The sequence below is a fragment of the Oceanobacillus sp. MO10714A genome, assembly GCF_037072045.1.
In the GTDB taxonomy this organism is placed as follows: Bacteria; Bacillota; Bacilli; order Bacillales; family Amphibacillaceae; genus Oceanobacillus; species Oceanobacillus indicireducens.
This window is the reverse complement of the sequence record NZ_JAXHDC010000023.1, coordinates 24,161-50,490: the sequence shown is the minus strand read 5'-3', so window position 1 is coordinate 50,490 and position 26,330 is coordinate 24,161. Positions and strand designations below refer to the sequence as shown.

The window sequence follows — 26,330 nt, the reverse complement described above, 5'->3', positions numbered from 1 at the left end:
GATAATACTAAAATCGATTTATACCCATTCTCAGTCAATGGTTATAGGTAAATGTTTCCTTTATAAATAAAACATCTCCGCAAAAACTAAGTTCACCGAAAAAAGCGAGGTGACTTTATGGAAAATAATACAAAATATACAGCATCCGGTACCAATATTGAAGAAGTAAAACGGGCAAATGAAAATTCTGGTATGTCATATAACGAAGCAAAAGAGTATATTGCAAGGACTACTGGTGGCCATGGAACTGAAATTTATAGCAATACAAACGCTGAACAAGTTCGGAAAAAGAATCAACAAGGACAATAAAAAAAGCTAATCCTGCTGGTTCATGTGTTAAAACCAGCAGGAGAGTCTTAATTATTTGTTTGCAATCTGCTCTTTTGCCATTTTAACCATTTCTTTAACCATATTGCCACCGATTGGTCCGCCAACTTTTCCTGCTTGCTCAGAGGTAAGATGTCCGTTATTTCCTTTTTGTAAAGGTACGCCTTGTTCTTCAGCAACTTCGTATTTTATCGATTCTGGATTATTAAGATCTACGTCATATCCAGCTTCCTTCATTACACGTCCTTTAAACTGACTGAGATTTTTCTTTGCCACGTAAAACACCTCCTTATGAATAGAATTTCCGAAAAATTTTGGTTTATCCTGTTAAAGGTTTTCAATTATTTGTTATCAAAATCTAAAGTGGCTAATATGGATAATATAGTGATGTTTCTTTAAGGGGATAATTGCTTGTCGGGGGCATTTATGCTGTTTTTTTAAATTTAAAAAGCACGAAATACGGTAGAGTGGAATTCACATGGAAAGGAGATTATGATGCAAAGTAATATAGGTAAACTTTACTTGAAGTTTTGTGAAGATTATATTAAAAATTAAATCATTCTGGTATAAGTGGTGAAAGACTGGCTAAACGATTGGATGAACTTTCACAGCTTCCTTCTTGAGTTTACTTTGACATCGATTCCAAATAAGTATATCATTTCGGTAAAATGATTGGTTCAGAGAGAACCGATACATCTAGAAAAGACCATTATCTATCAAACTCTGATCATAGGAGGGTATCTATCATGGCGATACAAGAAGTCCAGTTTAAATCATTTAATGAAAAGGACACTATAAAAGCATGGATTTACACGCCAATTCGTAAGCCGAGAGGAATTGTCCAGATTGTCCATGGTTTTGGTGAACATTCGCGCAGGTATTTACATATGATTCTTGTGCTTAATGAAGCGGGTTTTATAGTTGCAGCAGATGATCATGTTGGCCACGGGAAAACGGCGTATGATTCAGGCAATTGGAATGACTGGGGCGATAAGGGCTACATGACGATGGCAGAAGATGAGCACAAATTACGAGAAATTGTTCAGAAAGAGTATGACGGACTTCCATATTTCATGTTCGGACATAGTATGGGCTCCATGATTGTAAGAGGATATGCAACCAAATATGGGGAAGGAATCTCTGGACTTATTTTATGTGGAACATCTGGTGTTTTCCCGAATTTAAAAGAGATATCTGAAGAAATGAAAAAGCGTATCGATGAGGGGGATGGTGAAGTTGTCGAAGATAGTTATCTTGAAAGCTTATTTGGCTGGATGACAGAGCGGATAGAGAACCCAAATAGTCCAAATGACTGGATAAGTGGCGACCCTGACGTTGTGACAGACCATGCGAATGATCCGTTTAACAATTTTACTTCAACACCAAATATTCGCTCCCTCTATTTCTTTGTTCAAATGATGGAAACAATTATTGGTACGGAATGGGCAGAGAAGGTCCCTTCCTCTATTCCTGTTTATAATATTGCAGGTGACTTTGATCCGGTAGGTTTATATGGGGAGGGCGTGTATCAAGTCTCCAATTGGCTTGCAGAGACGGGTAACTTTGTAAAAACTAAGTTGTATTCCGGTTACCGACACGAAATTCATAATTACAGAGATATTCGTGATGAAGTAGTGGAGGGGATTATTGATTTTATAAATGGTACGATATAAAAGGAGTACCTAACAGAGGCGGTTGCAGGGAGAAGTGTTAGCGCGCTTCTCCCTATCTATATCCAGTGAAAACTTTTTTCCAGTTAAAATACATCCTATTGACAAAGAGAAGCGAACCATATATAGAAGAAAGTATGAAAGATTCATTTTAACTAGGATCTTTTGACAATACGGAAATCATACAAGGGGGAAAAACATGAAAGTCATTGTTATTGGCGCGGGAGTCGTCGGTGCTTGTGCTGCTTACTATTTATCGCAGAATGAAAATGTTGATGTCACGTTGATTGATGAGGAATTCGAAGGGAAGGCGACTTTAGCTGGCGCAGGGATTATTTGTCCATGGATTTCACGGTATAATGATTCTGATTGGTTCAGGATAGCAAGCAGGGGAGCCCAGTATTATCCAGAGCTGATCGAATCTCTTAAAGAACTGGGGGAGACGAACACTGGTTATCGGCAGACAGGTGCAATTGCAACGAGTGAAGACATAGAGGTCATTCGTAAATTGAAGGAGCAATTAGAAAAGAAAAAAGAGGCATTTCCTATAATTGGAAATATTGACGTATTACAAGCTGGACATGCCAATAAATTTTTCCCGCAAATAAATGAAAAATTGCATGCGCTCTATTTATCAGGTGCCGCTCGCTTGGATGGAAGATTGCTCGCTAGCGCTTTAGTAGAAGGCGTAAAGAAAAGTAATGGAAAAGTTATACAGGAAAAAGCTGCACTGAAAAAAGAAGGCAAGCTGGTTTCGGTTTCAACGAGCAGCGGAAATTTATCAGCTGATCAAGTTATTATTGCAGCTGGTGCTTGGACAAATGACTTGTTGCAATCTGTCGGTACTTCTATCAAATTGGAACCCCAGCGCGGGCAAATTGTCCATTTGGCTGTGAATGAAGATACTTCAAATTGGCCGGTTATTCTTCCACAAGATAGCAGTCATTATATTGTTCCTTTTGATGATAATCGAATTGCTTTTGGTGCGACACGTGAAGCTGGAAGTGGTTATGATTATCGGATAACGGCAGGTGGGATTCAGGAAGTACTGAATGAAGGATTGAAAGTCGCGCCAGGTCTCCAAAGTCAAACATTGCAGGACATCCGGATAGGGTTTCGGCCAATGAGTCCGGATAATAAACCTTTATTAGGCGAAGTTCCCAATTTGGAAAATGTCATTGTTGCAACAGGGTTGGGGGCTTCTGGGTTGACGATGGGGCCCTATGTGGGAGCATTGGCTGGAAAGATGGCGCTGAGAGAAGAGATTGATATTGATTTAGGACCGTATGATCTGATGAGGTAATTAATGTTGAAGCTTACCGCATCCTATATTATTTTGTAAGGACGATGTAAGTAGCGGAGTAGGTATTATTCTGCTAAGTGAGAATAATGATAACTGTATTAATGTAGATTTAGGTGCGAAAAATAAACTTACTCCAGGAAATCAATTAAATGAATTATTATGAACTGATAAGGAGTTAATCATAATGACAAAAAGAGTATACCTCAATCACGATGGAGGTGTGGATGACCTCGTATCCTTATTTCTATTACTCCAGATGGAAGAGGTAGATTTATTAGGCGTTGGTGTTATCCCGGCAGACTGTTATTTGGAGCCGGCATTATATGCTAGCCGAAAAATTATTGATCGGTTTGGGAATAATAAAGGGATAGATGTAGCAGCCTCTAGTTCTCGTGGGAAACATTCTTTTCCTAAAGATTGGCGTATGCACGCATTTTTTATCGATGCGTTACCAATCTTGAATGAATCGGGAAGAATCAACACTAGTGTTTCAGAACTTAAGGCGCATGTACATTTGATTAAACACATTCGTGAAAGCGATGAACCTGTAACATTGGTGTTTATTGGACCACTGACAGATCTTGCTCGAGCATTATATGTTGCGCCAGATATTGAATCCAATATTGAAAAATTAGTTTGGATGGGTGGTACATTTTTAGAAAAAGGAAATGTCGAAGAGCCGGAACATGATGGTTCAGCTGAGTGGAATGCTTTTTGGGATCCGGATGCTGTCAAAGTTGTTTGGGATAGTAAAATTGAAATTGATCTAGTCGCGTTAGAAAGTACCAATATGGTTCCTTTAACAGTAGATATTCGAAATTATTGGGCGGCGCAGCGAACGAATATCGGAATCGATTTTCTTGGACAATGTTATGCGATGGTACCTCCTCTTGTACATTTTCAGACGAACTCGACTTATTTTCTCTGGGATGTGCTAACCGCAGCAAGCATTGGGAAACCGGATCTAGTCAAGCAAAAGGTAGTGAAGAGTATTGTTCATACTGAAGGGGCGAGTCAAGGTAAAACAGTTATTTCAGAGAATGGAAGACCGGTCAATTTAGTTTATGAAGTAGACCGCGATGCGTTTTTTGAATACATTACAGAGCTAGCAAGACAACAAGATTGAGGTGTAAAGAATGCGAAAAATTATTATAGATACAGATACAGCTGGTGATGATGCAATTGCTCTATTAACAGCATTACATTATTTTAAAGTCGAAGGTGTAACAATTACAGGTGGAAATGTTGCGTTTGATCAACAAGTAGAGAATGCTTTATATTCTATTCAGGTTTCCAATCAAGATTATTATGTTCCTGTCTATAAGGGATACGAGGGCCCTATCCTCGCAACAGGAGAAGAAGAACATCGTACGGTAGAAGATGTCCATGGCAGGGATGGAATGGGCGATGCCTTTTTTGAAAAAGCAAAGCAACGACCAGAGGAAAAACATGCGGTTGATTTTATCATTGAAAAAGTAAAAGAAATGCCTGGTGAAGTCTCTCTATTAGCTATTGCACCACTAACCAATATTGCGATGGCAATTAAAAAGGATCCTACAATTATAAAGGACATCCCACATATTTACATCATGGGTGGAACAAATAACACATTAGGCAATATTACGGCTGCTGCTGAATATAACTTCTGGGTAGATCCTGAAGCTGCAAATATTGTTTTACATTCAGGTATACCGATTACAATGGTTGGTTGGGATATTTGCACAAAATATTCTCTAATGGACAATGATGACCATAAAGAGATTGAACAGTTGAATACAACCGGGTCCGATTTCTTTATTAAAATTAATAAAGTAGTGAAAGATTTCAATGCAAAGGTTCATCGTCTGAATGGTACAACACATCCGGATACGATATTAGTAGCGATTGCAGCAAATGAAGAAATCATGACGTCATCTAATGCGTATTATGTAGCTGTTGAAACGAAAGGTGAACTGACAAGAGGTTACAGCTTGGTTGATATTAATAATAGGAGTGGGAAACAACCTAATGTTCGTGTTTGTGAAGCTGTTGATCGAGCCAGGTATAAAGAGATCCTATTACAGGTTTTAAAAACGATTCAATAAAATTCTTCCTTTCAAGAAGGCGTATGGCAAGTTTCTATGCATACGCCTTTTAATACACGTTCTTAATGTTTCAATTAACTTCCATAACCTCGATGCCTCCAAAAACTTCCGCGTCATAGCTCCAATATTAATTCCTAGACATTGCGTTTTTAATCTTCTCCATAGCCACCTCGGTTTCAATCAAATCATAAAGATAAGATAATAAAACTAACTAGTAAAAATGTTTACCTAATAAATTAATTATTTCTTCTTTTCCATATTACCTTCAAAAACAGTACAAAAGACCGATATAGGTTATGTAGTATTATAGAGTTATTTGATGGAGGTACAGAGATGGATAAAACATCAATTATTGGTATTATTTTAGGAATTATTGCGGTTACTGTTGGGATGGTTTTAAAAGGTGTTGGTGCGGGAGCCTTAATTAATCCGGCAGCACTTCTCATTATATTTGTAGGAACGGCTGCATCTGTATTGATAGCATTTCCTGTAAGCACGATTAAAAAGATTCCTTCCTATTTTAAAATATTGCTTAAAGAAGAGGAACAAGATGATATACCAGTGCTTATTGAAAAGTTTTCAAAGATGTCCGATCAAGCTCGTAGGGAAGGTTTGTTATCTTTAGAAACTGAAATAGAAGCATGGGATGATGACTTTATTTCTTCCGGACTACAATTGACCGTTGATGGTCATTCACCGGAGTTCATCCGTGAAGTCATGCTCGAGAAAATTTATGCAATGGAAACGAGACATGAAGAAGGTGCAGCAGTTTTTACGCAAGCTGGTACGTATGCGCCCACGCTGGGAGTGTTAGGTGCTGTTATTGGATTAATTGCCGCACTTGGTAATATGGATGATATGGAAATCTTGGGGGAAGCGATAGCAGCGGCTTTTGTTGCAACTTTATTAGGGATTTTTTCAGGTTATGTATTATGGCACCCGTTTGCAAATAAATTAAGACAGAAATCGAAAAAAGAGATTCAACGAAAGGAAATTATTGTGGAAGGGATTCTTTCCGTCGTGAATGGGGATTCTCCGGCGGCGATGAGAGATAAGTTGAGTTCGTACCTCACTTCAAAAGAAATTGCCAAGATAAAGCAGGTGACAGAAGATGAGTAGCCGGGGACGCAGAAGAAAGAGTGAAGCTCAATCAGATGATTCATGGCTGCTTCCCTATTCTGATATGCTGACATTGCTTGTGGCATTATTTATTGTATTATTTGCCATGGGCGAAATAGACGCCCAAAAGTATGAACAGCTTTCCAAAGTTTTTAAAAGTGAATTCTCTGGCGGTGGATCCATTATACTGGAACAAAGCCCAGCGGAGGATCCTTCAGAAACTGCCATAGATGAAGACCGAAGTAAAGAAGATAATGAGGCAAATGAAGAAGACTTAAGTGAAGGTATGAGAGAAGTAGAAAATCTTAAAAAACTTCAAGCGAGTATCAATGGTTATATCGAAACAAATGAACTAACTGATGCACTATCAACAGAATTAAGCAATGAAGGATTAATGGTCACGATTTTAAATGATGTCACGTTTGATATGGGGAGCGCTGAAGTTAATGAGGGCGGCAGGGAAATCATAACCGAAATCTCAAGGTTGTTAAACACCGATCCGCCTCATCATATTGAGATAAGCGGACATGCAGACGACCGGCCGATTCACAACGAAGAATTCCCTTCGAATTGGGAATTAAGTGTAATAAGAGCCGTTAACTTCATGGGATTAATTTTGGAAAATGGAGGACATGATCCAGCTCGCTTTAGTGCGAAGGGATTTGGTGAGTACCATCCAATTATGCCGAACACGAGTGAAGAGAACCGGGAGAAAAATAGACGAGTAGAGGTTCTTATTTTGCCTAACTACGAAATAGATGTTGAAGAAAATTAAGCAAATTCACGGAAATGGAGTTTAAAATCGATTGGAGAAAGCAAGTGAGATTTATTTGTTGGTGGACTGTCTCCCTATAGTTGAATCGGCACTTTGACTAAAAGGACGAAAAATAGTAGCATGCAAGATAACTTCTTCTAATCTCTTTTGTCGTATATTATCAGGCATTACGTTCTGTAATACCCCACTAAATGCGGTTTCATTTTTTGGTAGGAGGAATTAAGATGTATGAAGACAAAACCGAGTTAAATGCTACGATGGGCAGGATTTTTGGGCAAATTGTTAAAGAGCGTGTGGCAACAGAAGCACTTGCAAATCTATTAATCGAAAAAGGCGTTATTACTGCAGAAGAGCTGGATGAATCTTTTAGAAAAGTATATGAGGAAAAAGGGACAAAGTATTCTGCAGAAGCTTTGAATATGTCGGAAGAAGAGTATAGGAAGATTATTAATGGAGAGTGAGCCCACTCTTAAAATCCCACTCAACATGTAAATGTGATGAGTGGGATTTTGCATTACTGAACAGCCTTGAATTAAGAAAACTGGAACTTAAGGATTTTTCACTTTAATAAAAAGTTAAATTGGGAGAAAAATGCTCGATACATCTGTACCTACTGATAAAGGAGTTCATCATCATCTGTATAGGAATGTGCTGTTTCTCCACTATTATTTGGCCAAATTGGGGCGGAAAAATATATTTCCTCCCTAGCAAAATTGCAAAATAACTTGTGACTTTAATATAACTTTGCCTTTTTATTTAAAAAATGATTTGACATTTTTTATAACAGTATTATTCTATATGTAACGGATTACACAAATATGCGAACCCAAGTTTTTTCATCTATATGTAACCCGTTACACATATGGTTAAAGTATCCTTGATGTCGCCGAAATAGCAGCTGTTTCCAGGGGGTATGTTGAAAGGCTTGAAGGCTATTTAGATGAAGTACAGTAAGATAATTAATTTTAAACGGCTTTTTACAACGTGGGTATATCCAAAACATAGGAAAACCGAATAAAAAGATCCCGTCGGAAGAATATAAAATCAACTAATTACGAGAGAGAGGTGATCATATGGAAAAGCAACCGGCAGTTTGTGTCGTGGGAAGTATTAATATTGATATGGTCACGACTGCTAAAGAATTTCCTGAACAAGGTGAAACCGTTTTAGGTGGAGAATTTAAAACTTATCACGGTGGTAAAGGCGCCAATCAAGCAATAGCCGCTGCAAGATTAGGAGCTGAAGTTACCATGATTGGTGCGGTTGGGGACGATCAGTTTGGAAAGGATATCCTACAGAACTTCCAGAATGATAAAGATCGATAATCATTTTTTTAAAATCATCGTTATATCGTTTACCATTATTTTTTGTAATCATTGGACACATCCTCCTTGAAATTCATTGTATAAAATTTAACTTAGATGTGTCCATGAAACTATACTAGCATCAACATATATAATGATTCGCCTGCATACGCAATCACTTTTTATAATAAAGTTTACTATAATCCGGTTTTACCTGAAGCAGTTGTTTTGCTAATTTCTTGCTCGTAAATTAAAATAACCTTGTAAATAAATTTAAACTGGAGGTAGTTAATTTGGCTAAGGTAGCATTTCTTTTAGCAAGTGGCTTTGAGGATTCTGAAATGAAAAATCCATATAAAGCTGTTAAAGAAGCAGGGCACGAAACAGTCATTATTGGTTTGGAAAAAGGTGCACGCTGTGATGGGAAAAAAGGAACAATCTCCTATACTGCTGATCTTGGGGCCTCTGAGGCAAAAGCTGACGAGTTTGATGCGGTTATTATACCAGGTGGAGGTGCTCCGGAAGCATTGCGTGTAAATGATGACGTTGTTCGCTTTGTGAAGGAAATCAATCAAAACGACAAATTAATTGCTGGTATTTGTCATGGACCACAGGTCATGATTAGTGCTGACGTTCTAAAAGGAAAGGAAGCAACATGCTTCATCGGAATTCGTGATGATGTAAAACTAGCAGGTGCGGCCTACCACGATAAAGAAGTTGTAGTTAGTGAAAATTTGATTACCTCACGTACACCTAAGGATGAACCTGCTTTTATTCGTGAAATTTTAGCGAAATTATCCTAAACTTTAATTAATCAAGGAATACATAGAAAATCGGTTTCTAACAGTGAAGAAACCGATTTTCTGCTTTAGTTTGTATGGAGCACTTCATTCTCTAAAAACTCCCGCGCCACTTCCGCAGCACTTCTTCCTTCGACAGTCACCTGATAATTCATCTCCCGCATCTCGTCATCCGTTATTTTCCCGGCTAACTGATTTAAGATACCTTCCAGTTCAGGATATTCCTCGAGCGTTTCACTTCTCAGCAAGGCGGCACCTTGATAAGGAGGGAATAATTCTAGATCGTCTTCCAATACGGTAAGATTATAGCGTCTCAACTCACTATCCGTAGAATAAGCATCTAATACATTAATATCTCCCTGCTCAATCGCTGTATAACGCAGCTTCGGTTCCATTGTTACGAGATTAGGAAATTCGAGATTATAAAGTTCTTGAATACCAATATATCCATCTTCGCGATCCGTAAATTCCAAAGTAAATCCGGCTTTTACCTCGTTTTCTAATCCCTGTAAATCAGAGATTGATTTTACGTTATGCTCCTCGGCAAAGACTTTAGATACAGCTAATGTATACGTATTATTATAATCCATCGGTTCTAGCAAGACTAAATCGTTATTCTTGAGTAATCCGGATCTGGCCTGTTCGTATACTTCTTCCTTATCATTACTTACTGGGGTCTCATCCAGAAATTGCGTTATTGCCGTTCCTGTAAATTCTGGATAAATGTCGATATTTCCCGATTCCAAAGCATTAAATAAAAAGGTTGTCTTCCCAAGACTAGGTTCTAATTCCACGTTCAAATCGGTTTCGTCTTCGATTAGGATTTTATACATATTAATTAAAATCTCTGGCTCGGAACCTAATTTACCCCCAATTACGATCGTATCTTCGTCTCCACCGAGCCAATTGGGGATCACGGATACACCGAAAGTGAAGACAACGATGATTCCAATTGTGACGAGTGTCTTTTTATACGAAAGTTTTTGGATGCCGCGTAACACGAGGTCAAATAATATAGCAAGTATTGCTGCTGGAATCGCTCCAAGTAAAATAAGGGCAGAATTATTTCGATCGATTCCAAGCAGGATCAGATCTCCTAAACCTCCTGCACCGATTAATGCAGCAAGGGTTGCAGTTCCAATAATTAATACCATCGCCGTCCGAATTCCTGCCATAATCACTGGCATCGCAAGCGGTAATTCCACTTTCAACAATCTTTTCCTTGTGTTCATTCCCATTGCCCTCGCCGCTTCAATTAAAGAGGAATCCACTTCTTTAATTCCAGTGTACGTGTTGCGGAGAATAGGAAGTAAGGCATAGATGACTAAGGCAATAATAGCGGGAGTTTTACCAATCCCTAGCAATGGAATGAAGAGTCCGAGTAATGCTAAGGAAGGAATCGTCTGCAGCATCGCAGCAATCCCAATAATACTCTCCGCAAAACGAATCTTTTTCGTTAAATAAATACCGAGTGGTACAGCTATTAAGACAGCAAAAAAGAGCGCAATAAATGAAATCTGAATATGTTCGATGAGCGCTTGAAATAGTTCATGCTGGCGGTTTTGGAATACTTCGATCATGTTATTCATCGCTATTTCCCCCTTTCGTTACCTGTTGGGAGAAATAATCGATCATGATTTGCCGATTCACAATCCCAATCGGAACTCCGTTTTTTTCTACGGAAAGAGAATCATGGTCGGATAAACGCTCTAACACTTCGACCAATGTTGCTTGGATGGAAATAGTAGGAGCTTCCTGTCCTGTCAGATTCGGCAGGGGATGAATAAATTTTTCCAAATCAAAATCTGTCCCTGGATGGCCGGCATTCCCAACGAAATCTCGGACAAAGTCGTTCGCTGGCTCGTTTATTAGTTCATCTGGTGTTCCTAACTGAATGATTTTCCCTTCCTTCATTAAACAAATCCGATCCGCTAGTTTCAGTGCTTCTTGAATATCATGTGTAACAAATACAATTGTTTTCTTAATGGTACGCTGCAAATGAATGATATCCTCCTGCAATTTTTCCCGACTGATCGGGTCTAATGCACTGAAAGGTTCGTCCATTAAAATGATTTCCGGATCGGCTGCTAAAGCACGGACAACGCCAACTCGTTGCTGCTCGCCGCCAGAAAGTTCGTCAGGTCTCCGGTTCCGGTACATAATAGGATCAAGACCAACCATATCCAATAATTCAGTTACACGATTGCGGATTTTTTCTTTGTTCCATTGTTTGAGCTCGGGCACAATTGCAATATTTTCCTCTATCGTCATATGGGGAAATAACGCAATTTGCTGTAAAACATAACCGATATTCCAGCGAAGTTCATCTATTTTATAGTCGCTAATCCTTTTTCCATTCATATAAATGGTTCCAGTTGTCAGGGGAATGAGGCGATTGATCATTTTTAATGTCGTCGTCTTTCCGCTGCCACTCGGACCAATTAATACTAAAAATTCCCCTTTATTAACTGTAATGTTGATGGAATCTACTGCAGGCGTATCGCCATTATATTTTTTTGAAACATTTTCAAAAGAAATCATTGGGAAAATTATCCTTTCTGTATAGGAGTTCTTTGACTTTCATTTAAGTGTAATGGGAGTTTGGTGAAAGCTCAATGAAAAAGGGGGCAGATTTTTGTTTGTTCAGGTTAAGGGTGGGATGTCTGCTTAATCTCAAATAAAAATACGATTGCTTGTGTATGTTTTTACCTTTTTTAAGAAAGGTATTATTATTTTCTTGAGCCTGGCTCGATTATTAATTAATCGCTCATAATCATAAGAGGCAAGGGAGAGAAAAAATAAAGTATTCATATTATTATATCTTTACTTATCTTTATGTATACTGTATTATGTATACATTAAGATTCGCAGAGGGGTAACGAAATGAGTAAGCTTAATTTTGGTAAATCTATTAAAAGAGAAACAGTTTTCGAAATTGCATACAAAGAATTGAAATCTGCTATACTTTCAAACCAGCTGGATTTTGAGGAATATTATACAGAGGAAGACTTTGCGAAAGTACTAGGTATATCAAGAACTCCTGTCAGAGAGGCGGTTCAGGGTTTGGTTTACGACGGTTTACTGCAAACGGTGCCAAGAAAAGGAGTAAAGGTAAGAGGGTTTTCAAAAACAGAAATTAATCAGATCTTTATCCTTCGAAGAGCTATCGAAAAAGAAGTATTGATGGATTTTTTGAAAGTGGTTACAGAAGAACAGGTTCAGGAATTGAAGCACATTTTGTTGGAACAAAGAGAGACAGTTAGCAAGGAGAATAAGCAACTTTTTATGAAGTTGGATCAAAAATTCCACAATCAAATTATTCGGGGAACTAACTATTTTTTAATAGAAGAATTCTTCATGAGATTACATGATCTAACTGTTCTGATTGGCCATCGGGCCATCAGGAAAAAAGGAAGAATGCACGAAGTAATTGAAGAGCATGAAGCGATTCTCATGGCTATAGAAGCTAAAAATATTGAAGATGCAAAAACAGCTTTACTTCTACATTTGGATAATACAATGAAATCCTATAATAGTATGGATAGAAGTAGTAATTAAAACAGGGGGTTAAAGAATGAAATATGCAGTTTATCAAATGGATCTTATTGTTGGTAACCCGCAAGAAAATAGGGAGAAAGTGAGTAGTTGGATTAATGAAACGATGGAAAAAGAAAAACCCGATGTTCTTGTACTTCCGGAAATGTGGAACACCGGTTTTACACTAGCAGAACTGGACAAGCTTGCCGATGAAGATAACGAGCCAACTCAGTCCTTGCTGCAGAAACTAGCAAAACAGCATCATGTAAATATTGTCGGGGGTTCAATTGCAAACAAAAAACAAGGGAAAATATATAACACAAGTCTAGTAATAAACCGAGAAGGATCTGTTGTGCATAGATATGACAAAATACATTTAGTACCAATGCTTAATGAACATAAATATTTAACTGGTGGTACAAACCAGATAGAAACATTTGAACTGGAAGGAATCAAGATGGGGGTTATTATTTGCTATGATTTGAGGTTTCCTGAACTTGCGAGGAAACTTGCCTTGGAGGGTGCCCAAATCTTGCATGTTGTTGCCGAATGGCCATTAGTTAGAAAAAACCATTGGAAATATCTGCAATTAGCTAGGGCGATTGAGAATCAAATGTTCATTGTATCTTCTAATATTACTGGCTCTAATGATACCGAGACCTTTGCGGGGACATCGATGATTATTGATCCTTGGGGGGATGTAATAAAAGTTGGAAGTGAGGTAAAGGAAGAGACGCTCATTGCGACGCTAGATTTAGATGCTGTCCCTAAGATTAGAGAAAGTGTTCCGGTTTTCTCTAGCAGAGTACCGAAACTATATTAATAAATAAAAATATGAATAATGGAGGAATTATTATGAAAAACAAACTGAGCTTACATGTGCAAGGAGAAAATAAATCAATTGAATTTGACGTTAATCATGTATTTAATGCTGGATATGCGGGAAGTGACCAGGAAAAAGTCCAAGAACATATTGATGAATTGGTGAAATTAGGTGTGGAGGCTCCTACCACAACTCCGATTCTTTTCCCTGTTTCTGATTATATTGTTTCAACGACATCAGAAGTACAAGTCCAGCATAAAGAAACAAGTGGAGAAATTGAATACGTACTTATTTGGCATGATGACGAGTTATTTGTCACTGTTGGTAGCGATCATACTGATCGGAAATTAGAAACATTCAGTGTACCAATGTCTAAACAGGCATATCCGAATGTGATTGCTGGAGATGTATGGAAATATGAGGATGTAAAAGACCATTGGAATCAATTAGAACTGATCTGTTGGGTAACTTCTGAGGGAGAAAAAAAGGTTTATCAACAAGGAACCTGTGCAGATTTGTTAAATCCAGAGCAATGGGAGGAGCATTTTTCCAAGCTCAATGTAAAAGATGATGGAAATATGTTCTTCTCAGCTACAATAAATACGGAGGAAAATACGCTAGATTTTGCTGACAAATATGAGTTTGAATTACGTGATCCTGTTTTAAATCGTTCTATTAAACATCATTATTATGTAAATGTACTAACTGAGCCAATCGTATAATTCTTATGAAAGAATTTGAGGTGATTCCTTTATGCATGTATTCCGACTTGGTCCGAAGCGGTATCAAGTAAATAAAGGGTGGGGGAAGCTTCCGACTTCCCTTTCTTACACGAATATTTCGGCAGTAACAATTGACCATGAGGGAAAAATCTTTGTATTGCAGAGAAGCCAACCTTTTATGTTGATCTTTAATCGTACTGGTGAACTGATTGATTCTTGGACAGATATGGATATCGTTGATGGGCACTATTTGTATACAACTCCTGATAATAAAGTATTTGTAGTAGACCGTGATTCTCATCGAATCGTATTTTTTAACCATACTGGTGAAAAGCTAGATAGTATTGGGGACAAACGATTTCCTGGAGCGTGGAGAAGACCTTTTAACCATCCAACGGACATTGCGATGACATCAAATGGACACTATTATGTGACGGATGGTTATGGGAATTGTTGCGTGCACCACTTCGATTCTAATTGGCAATTAGTGAATACATGGGGAGAAAAAGGGGCAGAAGCAGGAGCATTTTCAACCCCTCATGCAATTGTAGCGGATAGCCAAGATCATTTATATATTACAGACCGTGAGAATAATCGAATTCAAATCTTTAACCAGCAGGGAGCCTTTCTTCAAGAGATGAGGAATCTGTATCACCCGATGGATATATGGTTTGATAAAGAAGGCTATATCTATGTAACGGATCAAACTCCAAGTCTTAACTTATTTGATTCGAAACAGAATTTGATAGGAAGGTGCCGAACCTTTGGGATATACGGTCATGGAATAGCAGTTGATGAAAGCGGGTCCATTTATATTGCGGAAATGTTTCCGGACAGTATTACAAAGTTAGAGATAATAAGTTCATAAGAGTTTTATTTAATACTTTTTATCACAGTGGAAGTGGAGGGAGAAAGAAAATGAGTAATTTACAACCCGTGAATCAAATTGTAGGGCGTAGGAGAATCATACTGGGCGCTGTCTTCCTAATGGCAACATCATCAATTGGACCAGCGTTTTTAACACAAACTACGGTATTTACCGAACAGTTTCTTGCGAGCTTTGGTTTTGCCATTTTAGCTTCTATCATCATTGATATAGGGGCGCAGTTAAATATATGGCGTGTCCTTGTTGTAACGGGAAAACGCGGACAAGATGTAACAAATATGGTCTTTCCGGGACTGGGATCTCTATTGCGGTATTGATCGTGATTGGAGGACTGGCTTTTAATATTGGAAACGTAGCCGGTGGGGGACTTGGAATGAACGTCATGTTCGGCGTTTCAGCTGAAACAGGTGCAGTCATAACTGCAATTTTGGCAATTATCATATTTTTATTGAAAGATGCAGGGAAAGTTATGGATATTGTCGTGGTTATTCTTGGAGTAGTCATGATTTCGATGGTTGGGTATGTCATGTTTACAACTAGCCCACCGGTAGGAGAAGCCGTAGTAAAGAGTTTCATTCCGGATGAATTTAGGTCCCTAATCCTTCCAATTGTTACATTAGTAGGTGGAACCGTCGGGGGTTATATTACATTTGCAGGGGGACACCGTTTAATTGATGCTGGCGTAACTGGAAAAGAACATGTGTCTCTCGTATCAAAAGCAGCTAGCTATGGAATACTCACGACAAGTGTCATGCGAGTCTTTCTTTTTCTCGCGGTATTAGGTGTTGTAACAGCTGGGTATAAACTTGATGCCAGTAACCCTGCAGCCTCTGTATTTCAAATTGCTCTAGGGGACGTCGGATATAAAATATTCGGTATCGTAATTTGGGCAGCAGCATTGACCTCTGTAATTGGTTCTGCCTATACAAGTGTTTCTTTCTTGCGTTCTTTCCATAAAAAGTTTGCAGAATATAGTAAATATATTATTATTGGATTCATTGCCTTTTCAACTTTAGTATTTGTATTTGTTGGAAGACCAGTCGTCATTTTAGTTATTGTAGGGTCTTTAAATGGCTTGATCTTACCACTTACATTGGGCGCTGTACTGATTGCATCGCGGAAGAAAAGTATTGTTGGTGATTACCATCATCCAACATGGCTACTTGCTTTTGGTATTCTTGCCGTCATTATTACGTTAATTGCGGGTTGGTTCTCTTTAGAAGGTATCGCAGCACTTTGGAATGATTAACTTTAGAGTCCAATAGTAAATGAAGCCTGCTATAGAGAGTAGGACTGCCAAACTACTTTTTAGTAGAAGTAAGAATAGATTTTAAGATTCTAAGTTGATTCAACGAGTTAATCGGGAAATATCCCTGATTGACTCGTTTTTTATATCTGTCAACTCTTGAGTTGTATCAATAATTGTTAGGTAACGTACCTAGCGCAGCGAAAATGATCTAGTTATCTGAACAACGATTATACATTAAGGAAATCGGGAAGAAACAATATATATTAAAGAAAGGAAGTGTCTTTTATGAAAGCATTAATCTTAAACTGTTCCTTAAAACCCTCTAATGAAGTGTCCAATACTGATGCTTTGTTAGAAGAGTTCATCAATGTCTTTAGAGAAAAACAAATAGAAACAGAAACGATTCGAGTAGTAGATTATCATATAGCATTTGGCGTTGAGGCTGATATGGGCGACGGGGACGAGTGGCCAGTAATTGCAGAGAAAATAGAAAATGCTGATATTCTACTCTTTGGAACACCTTTGTGGATTGGTGAAAAGAGTAGTGTTGCCAAAATGGTTCTGGAACGAATTAGTGGGTCCGGTTCTGAAACGAATGATAAAGGACAACCCGTCTATTATAATAAAGTTGCCGGGGCTGTAGTGACTGGTAATGAAGATGGTGCCAAACATGCGGCAAGAGATATTCTCTTTAGCTTAGGACATTTTGGATTCTCCTTGCCACCTAATCCACTGTCCTACTGGGTGGGGGATGCCGGTCCAGGCCCATCTTACATTGAGGCCAAAGGTAAAAATAATGAATTCACACAAAAAAATGCACAGATTGCAAGTCATAATCTTGTTCACTTAGCGAAGATATTGAAGGATAATCCGATCCCTGCGGAGGGAAATGTGAGTGAGTAAGTGAAATTATGGAGATTGACCCTCAAAGGTAAGAATGAATATCTTTGGGGGTTTTTTGTAATGAAGGAGGGCAGAAGATTACCTTAATTTGTGTAGAATAAAATGAAAATAAAGTGTAGTATACTATACAAGGGGAGGTAGAAAATGATGCCTTTAAGAAAAGAAGATAATATGTTAACTTATGATCAATATTTAAGTATGGGTGAAAATGTAAAATACGAAATAATTGATGGCGAACTTTATAATATGTCCCCCTCTCCAAGTGTGAAGCACCATACAATTGCAAAGGAACTCGTAACAGAATTTAACATTTATCTACGGGGGAAGAAGTGCGAAGTGATACCTGAAATTGATGTTTCATTAGAAGGTCTAGAGGACGTTACGAAAATAAGAGAGTGGGTTCGTCCAGATATCTCTGTTATTTGCGATAAAAGTAAGAAGAAAGAAAATCATATTGCGGGAGCTCCGGATTTAGTTATTGAGATATTATCTAAGTCAACTGCTCAAAAAGATAAGGTGACAAAATTTAATCTCTATAAAAATAGTGGTGTTAAAGAGTATTGGATAGTGGATCCAGCTTATGATTTAGTTGAAGTTTATTTTTTGGAGAACAAGGAATTTGTCAAAAAGGGAACATTTTCAAAGCAAGATAAAGTAAAGGTTAATATATTCGATGATTTGTTCATCGATTTAGATTTGATTTTTTAAATGTAGAATGGAAAGGATATCTCGTGTCTAATGTGTTAAGGGGAGGGATGCTATTCTTGACGGTGAACACCTGAGTGACATATATACTTACTTTGTTTTTAACTTAAATATTCGCAATAATCATTCAATTAGTGTTCGAGAGTTGAATTACTAATATAATAAATAATAGCGAAATTCGTCAACCCAGCAGCGATTGGAAAAAAATCTGCGAACGATCCGATAATGGCAAAAAAGTTTCTATTTTTAATGCTAAAAGAGGAAACTAACTAATATGTTTAGGTTAACAGACAGAATCCCTATGGTGAACTAGAGGATATTGGAGTGGCAGTTTGTTTCTTAGCATCCGAAGAAGTTAAGTATATTAAGGGGCAATCTCTCGTAGTTGATAGAGGAAAAGTCTTACCTGTAGTTCCGGGTGAGGTTTTATTATTAAGCTATTAAAGCTACCACCAAATTAGAGAGGATGAATGAACCGTGAGAACAAGCACTATAGCCGAAACGATCCGACGTACAGCCGCGCGTGTCCCAAATAGCACTGCTATTATTTTTGATGAAAGGGAATGGAGTTACTTAGAACTGGATAAAGCAGTTACACGTGTTGCGCAGGGCTTGCGTGGACAAGGTGTTACAAAAGGAGACCGTGTCGCCGCTTATGGAAGAAATTCCGATATGTATGTACTTTTATTCTTGGCAACTGCCCGTTTAGGCGCTATCCATGTCCCAGTGAATTTTCAATTACATGGAGATGAGCTTGACTATATTCTTAGCGATTCGGACCCGGTTCTTATCTTTGCTGACCGTGAATTAGCAGAGACAATCACTAAAACGAAGTCAAATCGTGTGCGGAGTGTTTTGCTTTTTGAAGAGGAAATCCTTACGTGGGCTCTGAGTGACGATGATAAAACCTTGCAGGATGATGAATTTGCTGTGGAAGATACAGATGTTGCGCAGCTTCTCTATACGTCGGGAACAATGTCTGATCCAAAGGGTGCGATTATGACACATCGTGCCTTGATTTACCATTATATGAGTTGTATTCAAGGGTTGGACATTGAGGAGTCGGACAGGGCGCTCCATAGTTTGCCGCTCTATCATTCGGCACAGATGCATGTGTTCTTGCTGCCTGCTCTAATGGTCGGAGGTTGGAATAAGATTCTACCTGCACCAGTTCCTGAAGAGGTGCTAGCAACGATGGAACAAGAAGCGATTACTTCCTTCTTTGCCGCACCAACCGTTTGGGTTTCCTTAGCGAATCACCCGGATCTCGAGGTTCGTAAGCTTGATACGCTGCGGAAAGCGTATTACGGTGCTTCGATTATGCCTGGACCAATTCTTGAAAGGTTACAAAGTCATTTGCCGAAACTCGGTTTTTACAATGTGTTCGGCCAATCTGAAATGGGGCCAGCTTGTACGGTCCTGCGTCCAGAAGAGCATGCAGACCATCCAGGTTCAGCAGGTAGACCTCTACTGTTCGTTGAGGCACAAGTCGTGGACTCAGAGGGTAATCGTGTCGCAACCGGTGAACTTGGTGAAATTGCTTACCGCTCTCCTCAACTTTGCCTTGGTTATTGGAACAAGCCCGCAGCTACAGAAGATGCCTTTGTCGATGGATGGTTCCGCTCTGGTGACCTCGTTAAGCAGGATGAGAATGGCTTTATCGAAGTGGTTGATCGTGTGAGGGATGTTATTAACACTGGTGGGGTGCTTGTTGCTTCAAGGGAGATTGAGGATTGTATTTATCAGCTGCCTGAGATTGCTGAAGTTGCTGTTGTCGGTGTGCCGGATGAAAAGTGGATTGAAGCAGTGTCTGCCTTTATCGTTGTAAAAGCTCCGATTACAAAAGAAAAAATCCTCGAGCATGTAAGGGCTCATTTAGCGAACTTCAAAGTTCCGAAACAAGTGGAAATAGTAGAGGAATTGCCGCGGAATGCTAGTGGTAAGATACTGAAGCGGCAATTGCGTGTTGTTGCAGATTCTCGGAACTAATTAAATTCTATTAATAGGCGAGGGAGAGGTGATGATACAATCACTAATAATAGAATCAAGCAAGGAGCGTATCAACAAAATGAAAGCATATATTATAACGATAGAACTAAAAGAATCCAATCCATTAATTTGGAGAAGCGTCATTATGCCAGCGGACGCAACTTATAAAAGATTGCATGATTTGATCCAAACTGTGACCAATTTTCAGGGAGGCTATCCTTCAGATGGCTATCACCTCTATGAATTTAACTTGATAGAAGAAAATATAAAAGTAACGAATAATGAAGAAGCATATCTGGAGTATCAGAATTATAAAAAGAACAAGGCTGTTTTCAAAAAACGATTAGAGACAATGCCAGATAATATGCGGGTATTCGAGCAAAAATATCAAGGGAGGGAGCAGGCAGAAGTTCGGAAACCTAGTGGTTTAAAAATTGATGGATACTTGGAAAAATACAAAGAAATTAACTATGTCTATGATTACGGCGATAATTGGAATTTCACAATTAAACTTGAAAAAATAGTCGATGATTACTATTTTGGTTATCCTACCCTTCTGGATGGAGCGGGAACTGCGCCACCTGAAGATGTGGGCGGGATGGACAATTTTTATGAATTTCTTGAAATTTACAGGAATCCAAATCATCCTGATCATGAAGATACCAAAGCTTGGGCGGACTCTTTCAATTTTAGAGAATATGACTTTGAATGGATTAATCACATGCTTAAGATGCTCAATTACAAGAAGACAGAGTGGGATAAGATTAACCATGTTGGGTATGTGGTGGTTAATGATAAGTATAGAAAGAAATAAGAAATCGATTCCGCATGTTTCTTACTTATCATAAAACTTTTATTGCTTCCTGTCACTTATCGAAATCTGCTTTTATAACCTATATGCTATACTAGTAAGAAAACAAAACAGGGTGATAAAGTATATGGTTCAAAAAAGATTATCTGACCATATTGCAGACGATATTATTGCGATGATTTCTATAGAAAAACGTTTTAAACCAGGAGATAAACTACCAAACGAAATCGAGCTATCCGAAGAACTTGATATCAGCCGGACAACGTTACGGGAAGCAATCCGCATTCTTGTGACAAACAGCATTTTAGAAATCCGCCGTGGAAAAGGTACATATGTCAAAGATGACGTTGACATCAACAATATCGAATCCTTAAGCTTCCTTGCCGATGCTAAAATCGACACGAAAGATTTATATGAAATCCGTCTCATCTTTGAACCAGAGGTTGCCTACCTTGCAACGATTCGAGCGAGTGAAGCCGAGTTAAAACGAATTATTGATTATGGTTTATTAATAGAAGAAAAAGTAAAAAACAACGAAGATCGCACAGAAGTGGAGCATAAATTCCATAAATGCATTGTGAAAGCGACACACAATGCATTTATGGAAAGACTAATGCCTGTCATTCAACGAGCGATTGCAAAAGGCGTTATTTTAACGAATGAAAAAGAAATGGCGATTAAAGATACAATCAGTGATCATCGTATGATTATGGACTTTATGCGAAACCGCAACCCAGAAGGGGCAAGAAGTGCAATGAAGATTCATATTTTACATGCGATGAAAGCACTGGGATTGGATTGAACCTCTTATGATTGAAGTCATAGGGGTTCTTATTTTTTATTACCCATTAACGGTCTGTAATCCTTCACTTTATAAACGCTTTAAAGTTCATAACGAAGTCATACAACGTTGTTGACAGCAGACAACTCAACATTTAAAATAACAATAATATTTAAATTTTTTTAAAGGGTGAATAAAATGAGAAGTGATAAAATCAAAATCGGACTTGATCGTGGTCCACACCGCAGTCTCTTATATGCGACTGGAAAAGTAAAACCCGGGGATTTACAAAAGCCATTTATCGGGGTATGTAACTCTTATATTGATATTATTCCAGGACATGTGCACTTGCGTGAATTTGCTGACGTCGTAAAAGATGCGATTTATGAAGCCGGTGGTATTCCATTTGAATTTAATACAATCGGTGTCGATGATGGGATTGCTATGGGACATATTGGAATGCGTTATTCTCTCCCAAGTCGGGAACTAATTGCTGACAGTGCAGAAACGGTCATTAATGCTCACTGGTTTGACGGTGTCTTCTACATTCCAAACTGTGATAAAATCACACCCGGAATGCTAATGGCAGCGGCTCGTACCAACGTTCCTTCTGTTTTTGTTTCCGGCGGACCGATGGAAGCGGGGGTTAGCCAAGATGGGAAGAATTTATCATTAACATCCGTTTTTGAGGGTGTTGGTTCGGTGAAAGCTGGTAAAATGTCAGAAGAAGAATTCGAATTCATCGAACAAAATGCTTGTCCGACATGCGGCTCTTGTTCAGGAATGTTTACAGCCAATTCGATGAACTGTTTAATGGAAATGTTAGGGCTTGCACTTCCTGGGAACGGATCGATTGTCGCCACAAGTGAAAAGCGGAAAGAATTAATCTATGAAGCTGCTAAACATCTCGTGCGCATGGTGAAAGAAGACGTTAAACCTCGTGACCTGATTACAAAAGAAGCGATTGATGATGCATTTGCATTGGATATGGCAATGGGTGGTTCCACCAATACAGTTTTACATACATTAGCAATTGCGAATGAAGCCGGTATTGAGTATTCGTTGGAAGAGATTAATAAAGTCGCAGAACGCGTGCCATATCTTGCAAAAATCATGCCTGCATCCGACATCTCGATGGATGATATAAACAAAGCAGGTGGCGTCAGTGCGATTATTAATGAACTAACGAAGACTCCAGGCGCCATGCACCCTGAACGCTTGACGATTACAGGCCAAACGATGGGGGAGCTTGTTAGCGATTATGAAATCACTAATGATCAAGTTATTCGTACGAAAGACAATCCATACAGCCCAGTTGGTGGACTGTCGATCCTTTTCGGTAACCTAGCGCCAGAGGGTGCCGTCATTAAAGTTGGTGCGGTAGACCCGAGCATTAAAGTGTTTGTTGGTGAAGCCATTGTTTTTAACTCACAAGATGAAGCGCAAGAAGCGATTGATAACGGTACAGTAAAAGAAGGGCATGTTGTCGTTATTCGTTATGAAGGACCCAAAGGCGGGCCGGGTATGCCGGAGATGCTCGCTCCAACTTCTGCTATAATGGGACGCGGACTTGGTAAATCTGTTGCACTTCTCACAGACGGCCGATTTTCCGGTGCATCGCGCGGAATTTCAGTCGGACATATTTCACCTGAAGCTGCAGAAGGTGGCCCAATTGCATTAATTGAAAACGGAGATATGATTACGATTGACCTACCAAATCGTACAATCAACGTTGACCTAACAGATGAAGTTTTAGCAGAAAGAAAGAAAAACCTGCCACCATTCGAACCGAAGATTAAACAAGGATGGTTAGGAAGGTATTCGAAGTTGGTAACTAATGCATCTAAAGGTGGCGTAATGAGTATATAGTTTGATGCAATAAATTACCTTAATGGATTAATCGTAAAGCATCAAAGCCTAAGGAAATAGACGTTTGGTCTCTTGGAAACCAAATGTTTATTTCCTCTTTTTTAACCAAATTTTTTAAACAACTAAAGGAATTCACACACTCCCCCGATAAAAAACTTACTCCATCCCGGGAGACAATTGTTCCGACCCCAATGTCACGTAATAGATGGATGAACTTTTCTAATTTCCACTGATAAAGCTCTTATTTAAACGAGGTGAAGTGGTTAATACACTTCCTAAATGCTGTCATCAATCGTAAAATGCCGAACTTTATCGAATTTGGATGGTTATTTATAAACGAGGGTGTGCAAATACTTAAATATCAAATGAATTATAACGTAAAGAGGTACCTATGATAGATGGGGGGGGAGCTCTTCCTTTTGGACCAAGAGCAGTCAAGTGAAATTTTTAAGGCTGTACTACAGTATGGACTGCCGGAGCACCGTTATAATATACAATCGTCCCGCACCAATTAATGATAAGAAAACATTACAAAAAATATCAAACAAAATTAAATGCCCCGATAAAAGGCTCTAGATCAAGCTCCAATGTTGTTTTTTTAATGAAGACGAAAAACAGAATCCGCAGTTATGCAGACAATCAGCAACTATTTACCAGTTATTTATAGACATCTATAGGCCACAGTAAGCTAATCCAGCTTAACCATGTTTAATCCCACTATATCCTGTTTTATCCGTTTTGACGTAACTTTTTATTAACGTTAAGCTTTAAAAGAATGAAAATTAAAAATTAACTTAGGTGGTGGGAGCATTAAAACGTTAGAAACGGCTGAGAAGCCAATTGTTAAAAAGGAACTTCATTTTAGGAAACCGAACAAGGAAGATGGGGCGGCTGTTTGGGAACTGATTAAGCAGACTAGCAACCTCGATTTGAATTCTTCTTACAGCTATATTATGTGGTGTGAGATATTTTCCGAGACATCCATTGTAGCGATTGAAGAGAGAGGTTATATTCGAAAACCTGTTGCATTTGTATCTGGATTTATTCATCCGGAAAATCCCGACACATTATTTATTTGGCAGGTCGCTGTTCACGCATCACAGCGGGGGCAAGGGTTGGCAACTCGAATGCTGAATCAGCTTTTAGAGCGTAAGTCTTGCGAAGAAATTCAGTATATTGAAACTACTGTAACAACGTCGAATACAGCTTCGAATAATTTATTCATTGGTCTTGCGAGGAAACATCAAGCCAATTATAAGATCAGTAAATACTTTGAATCGGAAATCTTTCCAGAGGCTGAAAATGAAACTCATGAAGAAGAATGGCTTTACAGAATAGGGCCTGTGAATAAATAAAAAATGATAAGGGATGAGTACTTTGACAACAGCAGTAATGGATAACGAGAAAATGAAAACTTTTGAAGAATTGGAATCAGCAGTAAGGAGTTACAGCCGCGGATGGCCGACGGTTTTTGAAAAAGCGAAGGGCTATCGTTTATGGGATACAGATGGCAAGGAGTATATTGATTTCTTCGCTGGGGCAGGCGCATTGAATTATGGGCATAACAACGACACGATGCAAGATAAATTAATCGAGTACATACAGGATGATGGAATTCTGCATAGCCTCGATATGGGAACGACTCCACGAAAGAAGTTTCTTGAAAAGTTTCAGGAAACCATCCTTAAACCTCGAAACCTTGATTATAAAATTATGTTTCCAGGTCCAACCGGGACAAACACGGTAGAAAGCGCACTTAAAATTGCAAGAAAAGTAACCGGAAGAGAAACAGTCATCAGTTTTACAAACGCTTTCCACGGCATGACAATCGGGTCTCTATCCGTAACAGGTAATTCAACGAAGCGAAAGGGTGCGGGAATTCCGTTAAACCACACAGTGTCAATGCCATTTGATCAATTCGTTGATGATCAAGACACGACTCTCTATTTGGAAAGTTATTTAGAAGGAAGCAGTACTGGTGTTGATTTGCCGGCTGCAATTATTCTAGAGACGGTACAAGGGGAAGGCGGCATTAATGCTGCTCGGATGGAGTGGCTGAAAAGAATCGAGGAAATCTGTAAACGTTTTGATATTCTATTGATTATTGATGACGTGCAAGCGGGTTGCGGAAGAACTGGAACATTCTTTAGCTTCGAACCAGCTGGAATTAACCCTGATATTGTCTGCCTGTCTAAGTCAATTGGCGGAATCGGCCTACCGATGGCAATCACATTGATTAAGCCGGAATATGACCAATGGACACCAGGTGAGCATAATGGAACATTCCGTGGAAACAACCTGGCATTCCTCGCTGCAACAGAAGCGTTAACTTACTGGGAAACAGATGATTTTTCCGAAAATATTATGGAGCGTGCAGACTTCTTGAAAGATACTGCCGAATCCATTGTTGAAAAATATCCAGAATTAAAGGCTGAAGCGCGGGGGAGAGGACTGATGCAAGGGATCGCAGTGCATGTCGATGGACTTGCGGAAGAAATTTGTGCTGAAGCATTCAAGCGCGGTTTAATCATCGAAACATCTGGACCGAAAGATGAAGTCGTGAAATTCCTTCCTCCATTAATAATAGATGAAGAAGGGTTAAGCAAAGGATTAGAAATTCTAGAAGCTAGTATCAAGCATGTACTTGCTTAAATTTAAAATGAACACAAAAGG

Annotated in this window: 24 protein-coding genes and 3 pseudogenes; 24 read left to right on the top strand and 3 right to left on the bottom strand. The window is 38.8% G+C overall.

The features are described from left to right. Positions 1-117: 117 nt before the first annotated feature. Positions 118-309, top strand: a complete 192-nt coding sequence (locus SPD53_RS12300) for a gamma-type small acid-soluble spore protein (protein ID WP_156855036.1) — start codon at positions 118-120, stop codon at positions 307-309. A gap of 51 nt (positions 310-360) precedes the next feature. Here the strand turns inward: SPD53_RS12300 and SPD53_RS12295 are convergent, their stop codons facing one another. Beyond that, complete coding sequence (locus tag SPD53_RS12295; protein WP_268239576.1) at positions 361-603, bottom strand: alpha/beta-type small acid-soluble spore protein; 243 nt, start codon at positions 601-603, stop codon at positions 361-363. Positions 604-1,073: 470 nt separating this feature from the next. Here SPD53_RS12295 and SPD53_RS12290 point away from each other — a divergent pair, with 470 nt between their 5' ends. The 9 genes and pseudogenes from SPD53_RS12290 (at position 1,074) to SPD53_RS12250 (ending at position 9,385) form a co-directional block, all read left to right on the top strand. Beyond that, a complete protein-coding gene (locus SPD53_RS12290; protein WP_156858074.1) occupies positions 1,074-2,000 on the top strand; it encodes an alpha/beta fold hydrolase in 927 nt (308 codons plus the stop codon). Between the two features lie 196 nt (positions 2,001-2,196). Further along, positions 2,197-3,300 carry an NAD(P)/FAD-dependent oxidoreductase gene (locus SPD53_RS12285; protein ID WP_336252744.1) on the top strand — a complete coding sequence of 368 codons (1,104 nt, stop codon included), beginning with the start codon at positions 2,197-2,199 and terminating at the stop codon, positions 3,298-3,300. A gap of 184 nt (positions 3,301-3,484) precedes the next feature. Then, positions 3,485-4,426, top strand: coding sequence for a nucleoside hydrolase (locus SPD53_RS12280; RefSeq protein WP_336252743.1), 942 nt, complete (start codon positions 3,485-3,487; stop codon positions 4,424-4,426). Between the two features lie 10 nt (positions 4,427-4,436). Next, a complete protein-coding gene (locus tag SPD53_RS12275; protein WP_336252742.1) occupies positions 4,437-5,384 on the top strand; it encodes a nucleoside hydrolase in 948 nt (315 codons plus the stop codon). A 333-nt stretch (positions 5,385-5,717) separates the two neighbouring features. Further along, positions 5,718-6,503, top strand: a complete 786-nt coding sequence (motA, locus tag SPD53_RS12270) for a flagellar motor stator protein MotA (RefSeq protein ID WP_156857918.1) — start codon at positions 5,718-5,720, stop codon at positions 6,501-6,503. Further along, on the top strand, positions 6,496-7,278 hold the full coding sequence (locus tag SPD53_RS12265; protein ID WP_336252741.1) for a flagellar motor protein MotB: 783 nt from the start codon (positions 6,496-6,498) through the stop codon (positions 7,276-7,278). The genes motA and SPD53_RS12265 overlap by 8 nt, the downstream gene beginning before the upstream one ends. A 224-nt stretch (positions 7,279-7,502) precedes the next feature. Next, positions 7,503-7,739, top strand: coding sequence for a hypothetical protein (locus tag SPD53_RS12260; RefSeq protein ID WP_156857920.1), 237 nt, complete (start codon positions 7,503-7,505; stop codon positions 7,737-7,739). Positions 7,740-8,351: 612 nt separating this feature from the next. Next, positions 8,352-8,591, top strand: a pseudogene (locus tag SPD53_RS12255) (PfkB family carbohydrate kinase); the annotation flags it as partial. 284 nt (positions 8,592-8,875) lie between these two features. After that, positions 8,876-9,385 carry a type 1 glutamine amidotransferase domain-containing protein gene (locus SPD53_RS12250; RefSeq protein ID WP_336252740.1) on the top strand — a complete coding sequence of 170 codons (510 nt, stop codon included), beginning with the start codon at positions 8,876-8,878 and terminating at the stop codon, positions 9,383-9,385. A 65-nt stretch (positions 9,386-9,450) separates the two neighbouring features. On the opposite strand, the gene SPD53_RS12245 is transcribed toward SPD53_RS12250, so the two are convergent. Together SPD53_RS12245 and SPD53_RS12240 are read right to left on the bottom strand one after the other, a co-directional pair. Beyond that, positions 9,451-10,971 (bottom strand): ABC transporter permease/substrate-binding protein, encoded by a 1,521-nt coding sequence (locus tag SPD53_RS12245; protein WP_336252739.1) that lies wholly within the window; start codon positions 10,969-10,971, stop codon positions 9,451-9,453. After that, positions 10,964-11,923 carry an ABC transporter ATP-binding protein gene (locus SPD53_RS12240; protein ID WP_336252738.1) on the bottom strand — a complete coding sequence of 320 codons (960 nt, stop codon included), beginning with the start codon at positions 11,921-11,923 and terminating at the stop codon, positions 10,964-10,966. The genes SPD53_RS12245 and SPD53_RS12240 overlap by 8 nt, the downstream gene beginning before the upstream one ends. A 342-nt stretch (positions 11,924-12,265) precedes the next feature. On the opposite strand from SPD53_RS12240, the gene SPD53_RS12235 reads away from it, so the two are divergent. From SPD53_RS12235 to ectB, 14 genes and pseudogenes are all read left to right on the top strand, one after another. Beyond that, complete coding sequence (locus SPD53_RS12235; RefSeq protein ID WP_336252737.1) at positions 12,266-12,940, top strand: GntR family transcriptional regulator; 675 nt, start codon at positions 12,266-12,268, stop codon at positions 12,938-12,940. Between the two features lie 16 nt (positions 12,941-12,956). Continuing rightward, on the top strand, positions 12,957-13,742 hold the full coding sequence (locus SPD53_RS12230; RefSeq protein WP_336252736.1) for a carbon-nitrogen family hydrolase: 786 nt from the start codon (positions 12,957-12,959) through the stop codon (positions 13,740-13,742). 32 nt (positions 13,743-13,774) lie between these two features. Next, positions 13,775-14,464, top strand: coding sequence for a DUF2848 domain-containing protein (locus tag SPD53_RS12225; protein WP_336252735.1), 690 nt, complete (start codon positions 13,775-13,777; stop codon positions 14,462-14,464). 31 nt (positions 14,465-14,495) lie between these two features. Next, positions 14,496-15,332: a hypothetical protein gene (locus tag SPD53_RS12220; RefSeq protein WP_336252734.1), complete on the top strand. Its 837-nt coding sequence runs from the start codon at positions 14,496-14,498 to the stop codon at positions 15,330-15,332. A 50-nt stretch (positions 15,333-15,382) separates the two neighbouring features. Beyond that, positions 15,383-16,599: pseudogene (locus SPD53_RS12215) on the top strand (NRAMP family divalent metal transporter). A 285-nt stretch (positions 16,600-16,884) separates the two neighbouring features. Then, positions 16,885-17,502, top strand: coding sequence for a flavodoxin family protein (locus tag SPD53_RS12210; protein ID WP_336252733.1), 618 nt, complete (start codon positions 16,885-16,887; stop codon positions 17,500-17,502). 144 nt (positions 17,503-17,646) lie between these two features. Next, complete coding sequence (locus tag SPD53_RS12205; protein ID WP_336252732.1) at positions 17,647-18,210, top strand: Uma2 family endonuclease; 564 nt, start codon at positions 17,647-17,649, stop codon at positions 18,208-18,210. Positions 18,211-18,519: 309 nt separating this feature from the next. Next, a pseudogene (locus SPD53_RS12200) lies at positions 18,520-18,651 on the top strand (hypothetical protein); the annotation flags it as partial. 33 nt (positions 18,652-18,684) lie between these two features. Beyond that, entirely contained in the window at positions 18,685-20,196 is a 1,512-nt protein-coding gene (locus SPD53_RS12195) for a fatty acyl-CoA synthetase (protein WP_336252731.1), read from the top strand. Positions 20,197-20,275: 79 nt separating this feature from the next. Further along, positions 20,276-21,010: a plasmid pRiA4b ORF-3 family protein gene (locus SPD53_RS12190; protein WP_336252730.1), complete on the top strand. Its 735-nt coding sequence runs from the start codon at positions 20,276-20,278 to the stop codon at positions 21,008-21,010. A gap of 124 nt (positions 21,011-21,134) precedes the next feature. Then, entirely contained in the window at positions 21,135-21,809 is a 675-nt protein-coding gene (locus SPD53_RS12185; RefSeq protein ID WP_156857964.1) for a FadR/GntR family transcriptional regulator, read from the top strand. Between the two features lie 177 nt (positions 21,810-21,986). After that, on the top strand, positions 21,987-23,657 hold the full coding sequence (ilvD, locus tag SPD53_RS12180; protein WP_188856155.1) for a dihydroxy-acid dehydratase: 1,671 nt from the start codon (positions 21,987-21,989) through the stop codon (positions 23,655-23,657). 788 nt (positions 23,658-24,445) lie between these two features. Next, positions 24,446-25,012 (top strand): diaminobutyrate acetyltransferase, encoded by a 567-nt coding sequence (gene ectA / locus SPD53_RS12175; RefSeq protein WP_336252746.1) that lies wholly within the window; start codon positions 24,446-24,448, stop codon positions 25,010-25,012. A gap of 37 nt (positions 25,013-25,049) precedes the next feature. Then, positions 25,050-26,309, top strand: a complete 1,260-nt coding sequence (gene ectB / locus SPD53_RS12170; RefSeq protein ID WP_336252745.1) for a diaminobutyrate--2-oxoglutarate transaminase — start codon at positions 25,050-25,052, stop codon at positions 26,307-26,309. The last annotated feature ends 21 nt before the right edge of the window (positions 26,310-26,330 follow it).

Bases quoted from the DNA above. Each gene is read 5' to 3' on its own strand.
- SPD53_RS12300 (WP_156855036.1), top strand. From the start codon at position 118: ATGGAAAATAATACAAAATATACAGCATCCGGTACCAATATTGAAGAA.
- SPD53_RS12290 (WP_156858074.1), top strand. From the start codon at position 1,074: ATGGCGATACAAGAAGTCCAGTTTAAATCATTTAATGAAAAGGACACT.
- SPD53_RS12285 (WP_336252744.1), top strand. From the start codon at position 2,197: ATGAAAGTCATTGTTATTGGCGCGGGAGTCGTCGGTGCTTGTGCTGCT.
- SPD53_RS12280 (WP_336252743.1), top strand. From the start codon at position 3,485: ATGACAAAAAGAGTATACCTCAATCACGATGGAGGTGTGGATGACCTC.
- SPD53_RS12275 (WP_336252742.1), top strand. From the start codon at position 4,437: ATGCGAAAAATTATTATAGATACAGATACAGCTGGTGATGATGCAATT.
- motA (WP_156857918.1), top strand. From the start codon at position 5,718: ATGGATAAAACATCAATTATTGGTATTATTTTAGGAATTATTGCGGTT.
- SPD53_RS12265 (WP_336252741.1), top strand. From the start codon at position 6,496: ATGAGTAGCCGGGGACGCAGAAGAAAGAGTGAAGCTCAATCAGATGAT.
- SPD53_RS12260 (WP_156857920.1), top strand. From the start codon at position 7,503: ATGTATGAAGACAAAACCGAGTTAAATGCTACGATGGGCAGGATTTTT.
- SPD53_RS12245 (WP_336252739.1), bottom strand. From the start codon at position 10,971: ATGAATAACATGATCGAAGTATTCCAAAACCGCCAGCATGAACTATTT.
- SPD53_RS12240 (WP_336252738.1), bottom strand. From the start codon at position 11,923: ATGATTTCTTTTGAAAATGTTTCAAAAAAATATAATGGCGATACGCCT.
- SPD53_RS12235 (WP_336252737.1), top strand. From the start codon at position 12,266: ATGAGTAAGCTTAATTTTGGTAAATCTATTAAAAGAGAAACAGTTTTC.
- SPD53_RS12230 (WP_336252736.1), top strand. From the start codon at position 12,957: ATGAAATATGCAGTTTATCAAATGGATCTTATTGTTGGTAACCCGCAA.
- SPD53_RS12225 (WP_336252735.1), top strand. From the start codon at position 13,775: ATGAAAAACAAACTGAGCTTACATGTGCAAGGAGAAAATAAATCAATT.
- SPD53_RS12220 (WP_336252734.1), top strand. From the start codon at position 14,496: ATGCATGTATTCCGACTTGGTCCGAAGCGGTATCAAGTAAATAAAGGG.
- SPD53_RS12210 (WP_336252733.1), top strand. From the start codon at position 16,885: ATGAAAGCATTAATCTTAAACTGTTCCTTAAAACCCTCTAATGAAGTG.
- SPD53_RS12205 (WP_336252732.1), top strand. From the start codon at position 17,647: ATGATGCCTTTAAGAAAAGAAGATAATATGTTAACTTATGATCAATAT.
- SPD53_RS12190 (WP_336252730.1), top strand. From the start codon at position 20,276: ATGAAAGCATATATTATAACGATAGAACTAAAAGAATCCAATCCATTA.
- SPD53_RS12185 (WP_156857964.1), top strand. From the start codon at position 21,135: ATGGTTCAAAAAAGATTATCTGACCATATTGCAGACGATATTATTGCG.
- ilvD (WP_188856155.1), top strand. From the start codon at position 21,987: ATGAGAAGTGATAAAATCAAAATCGGACTTGATCGTGGTCCACACCGC.
- ectB (WP_336252745.1), top strand. From the start codon at position 25,050: ATGGATAACGAGAAAATGAAAACTTTTGAAGAATTGGAATCAGCAGTA.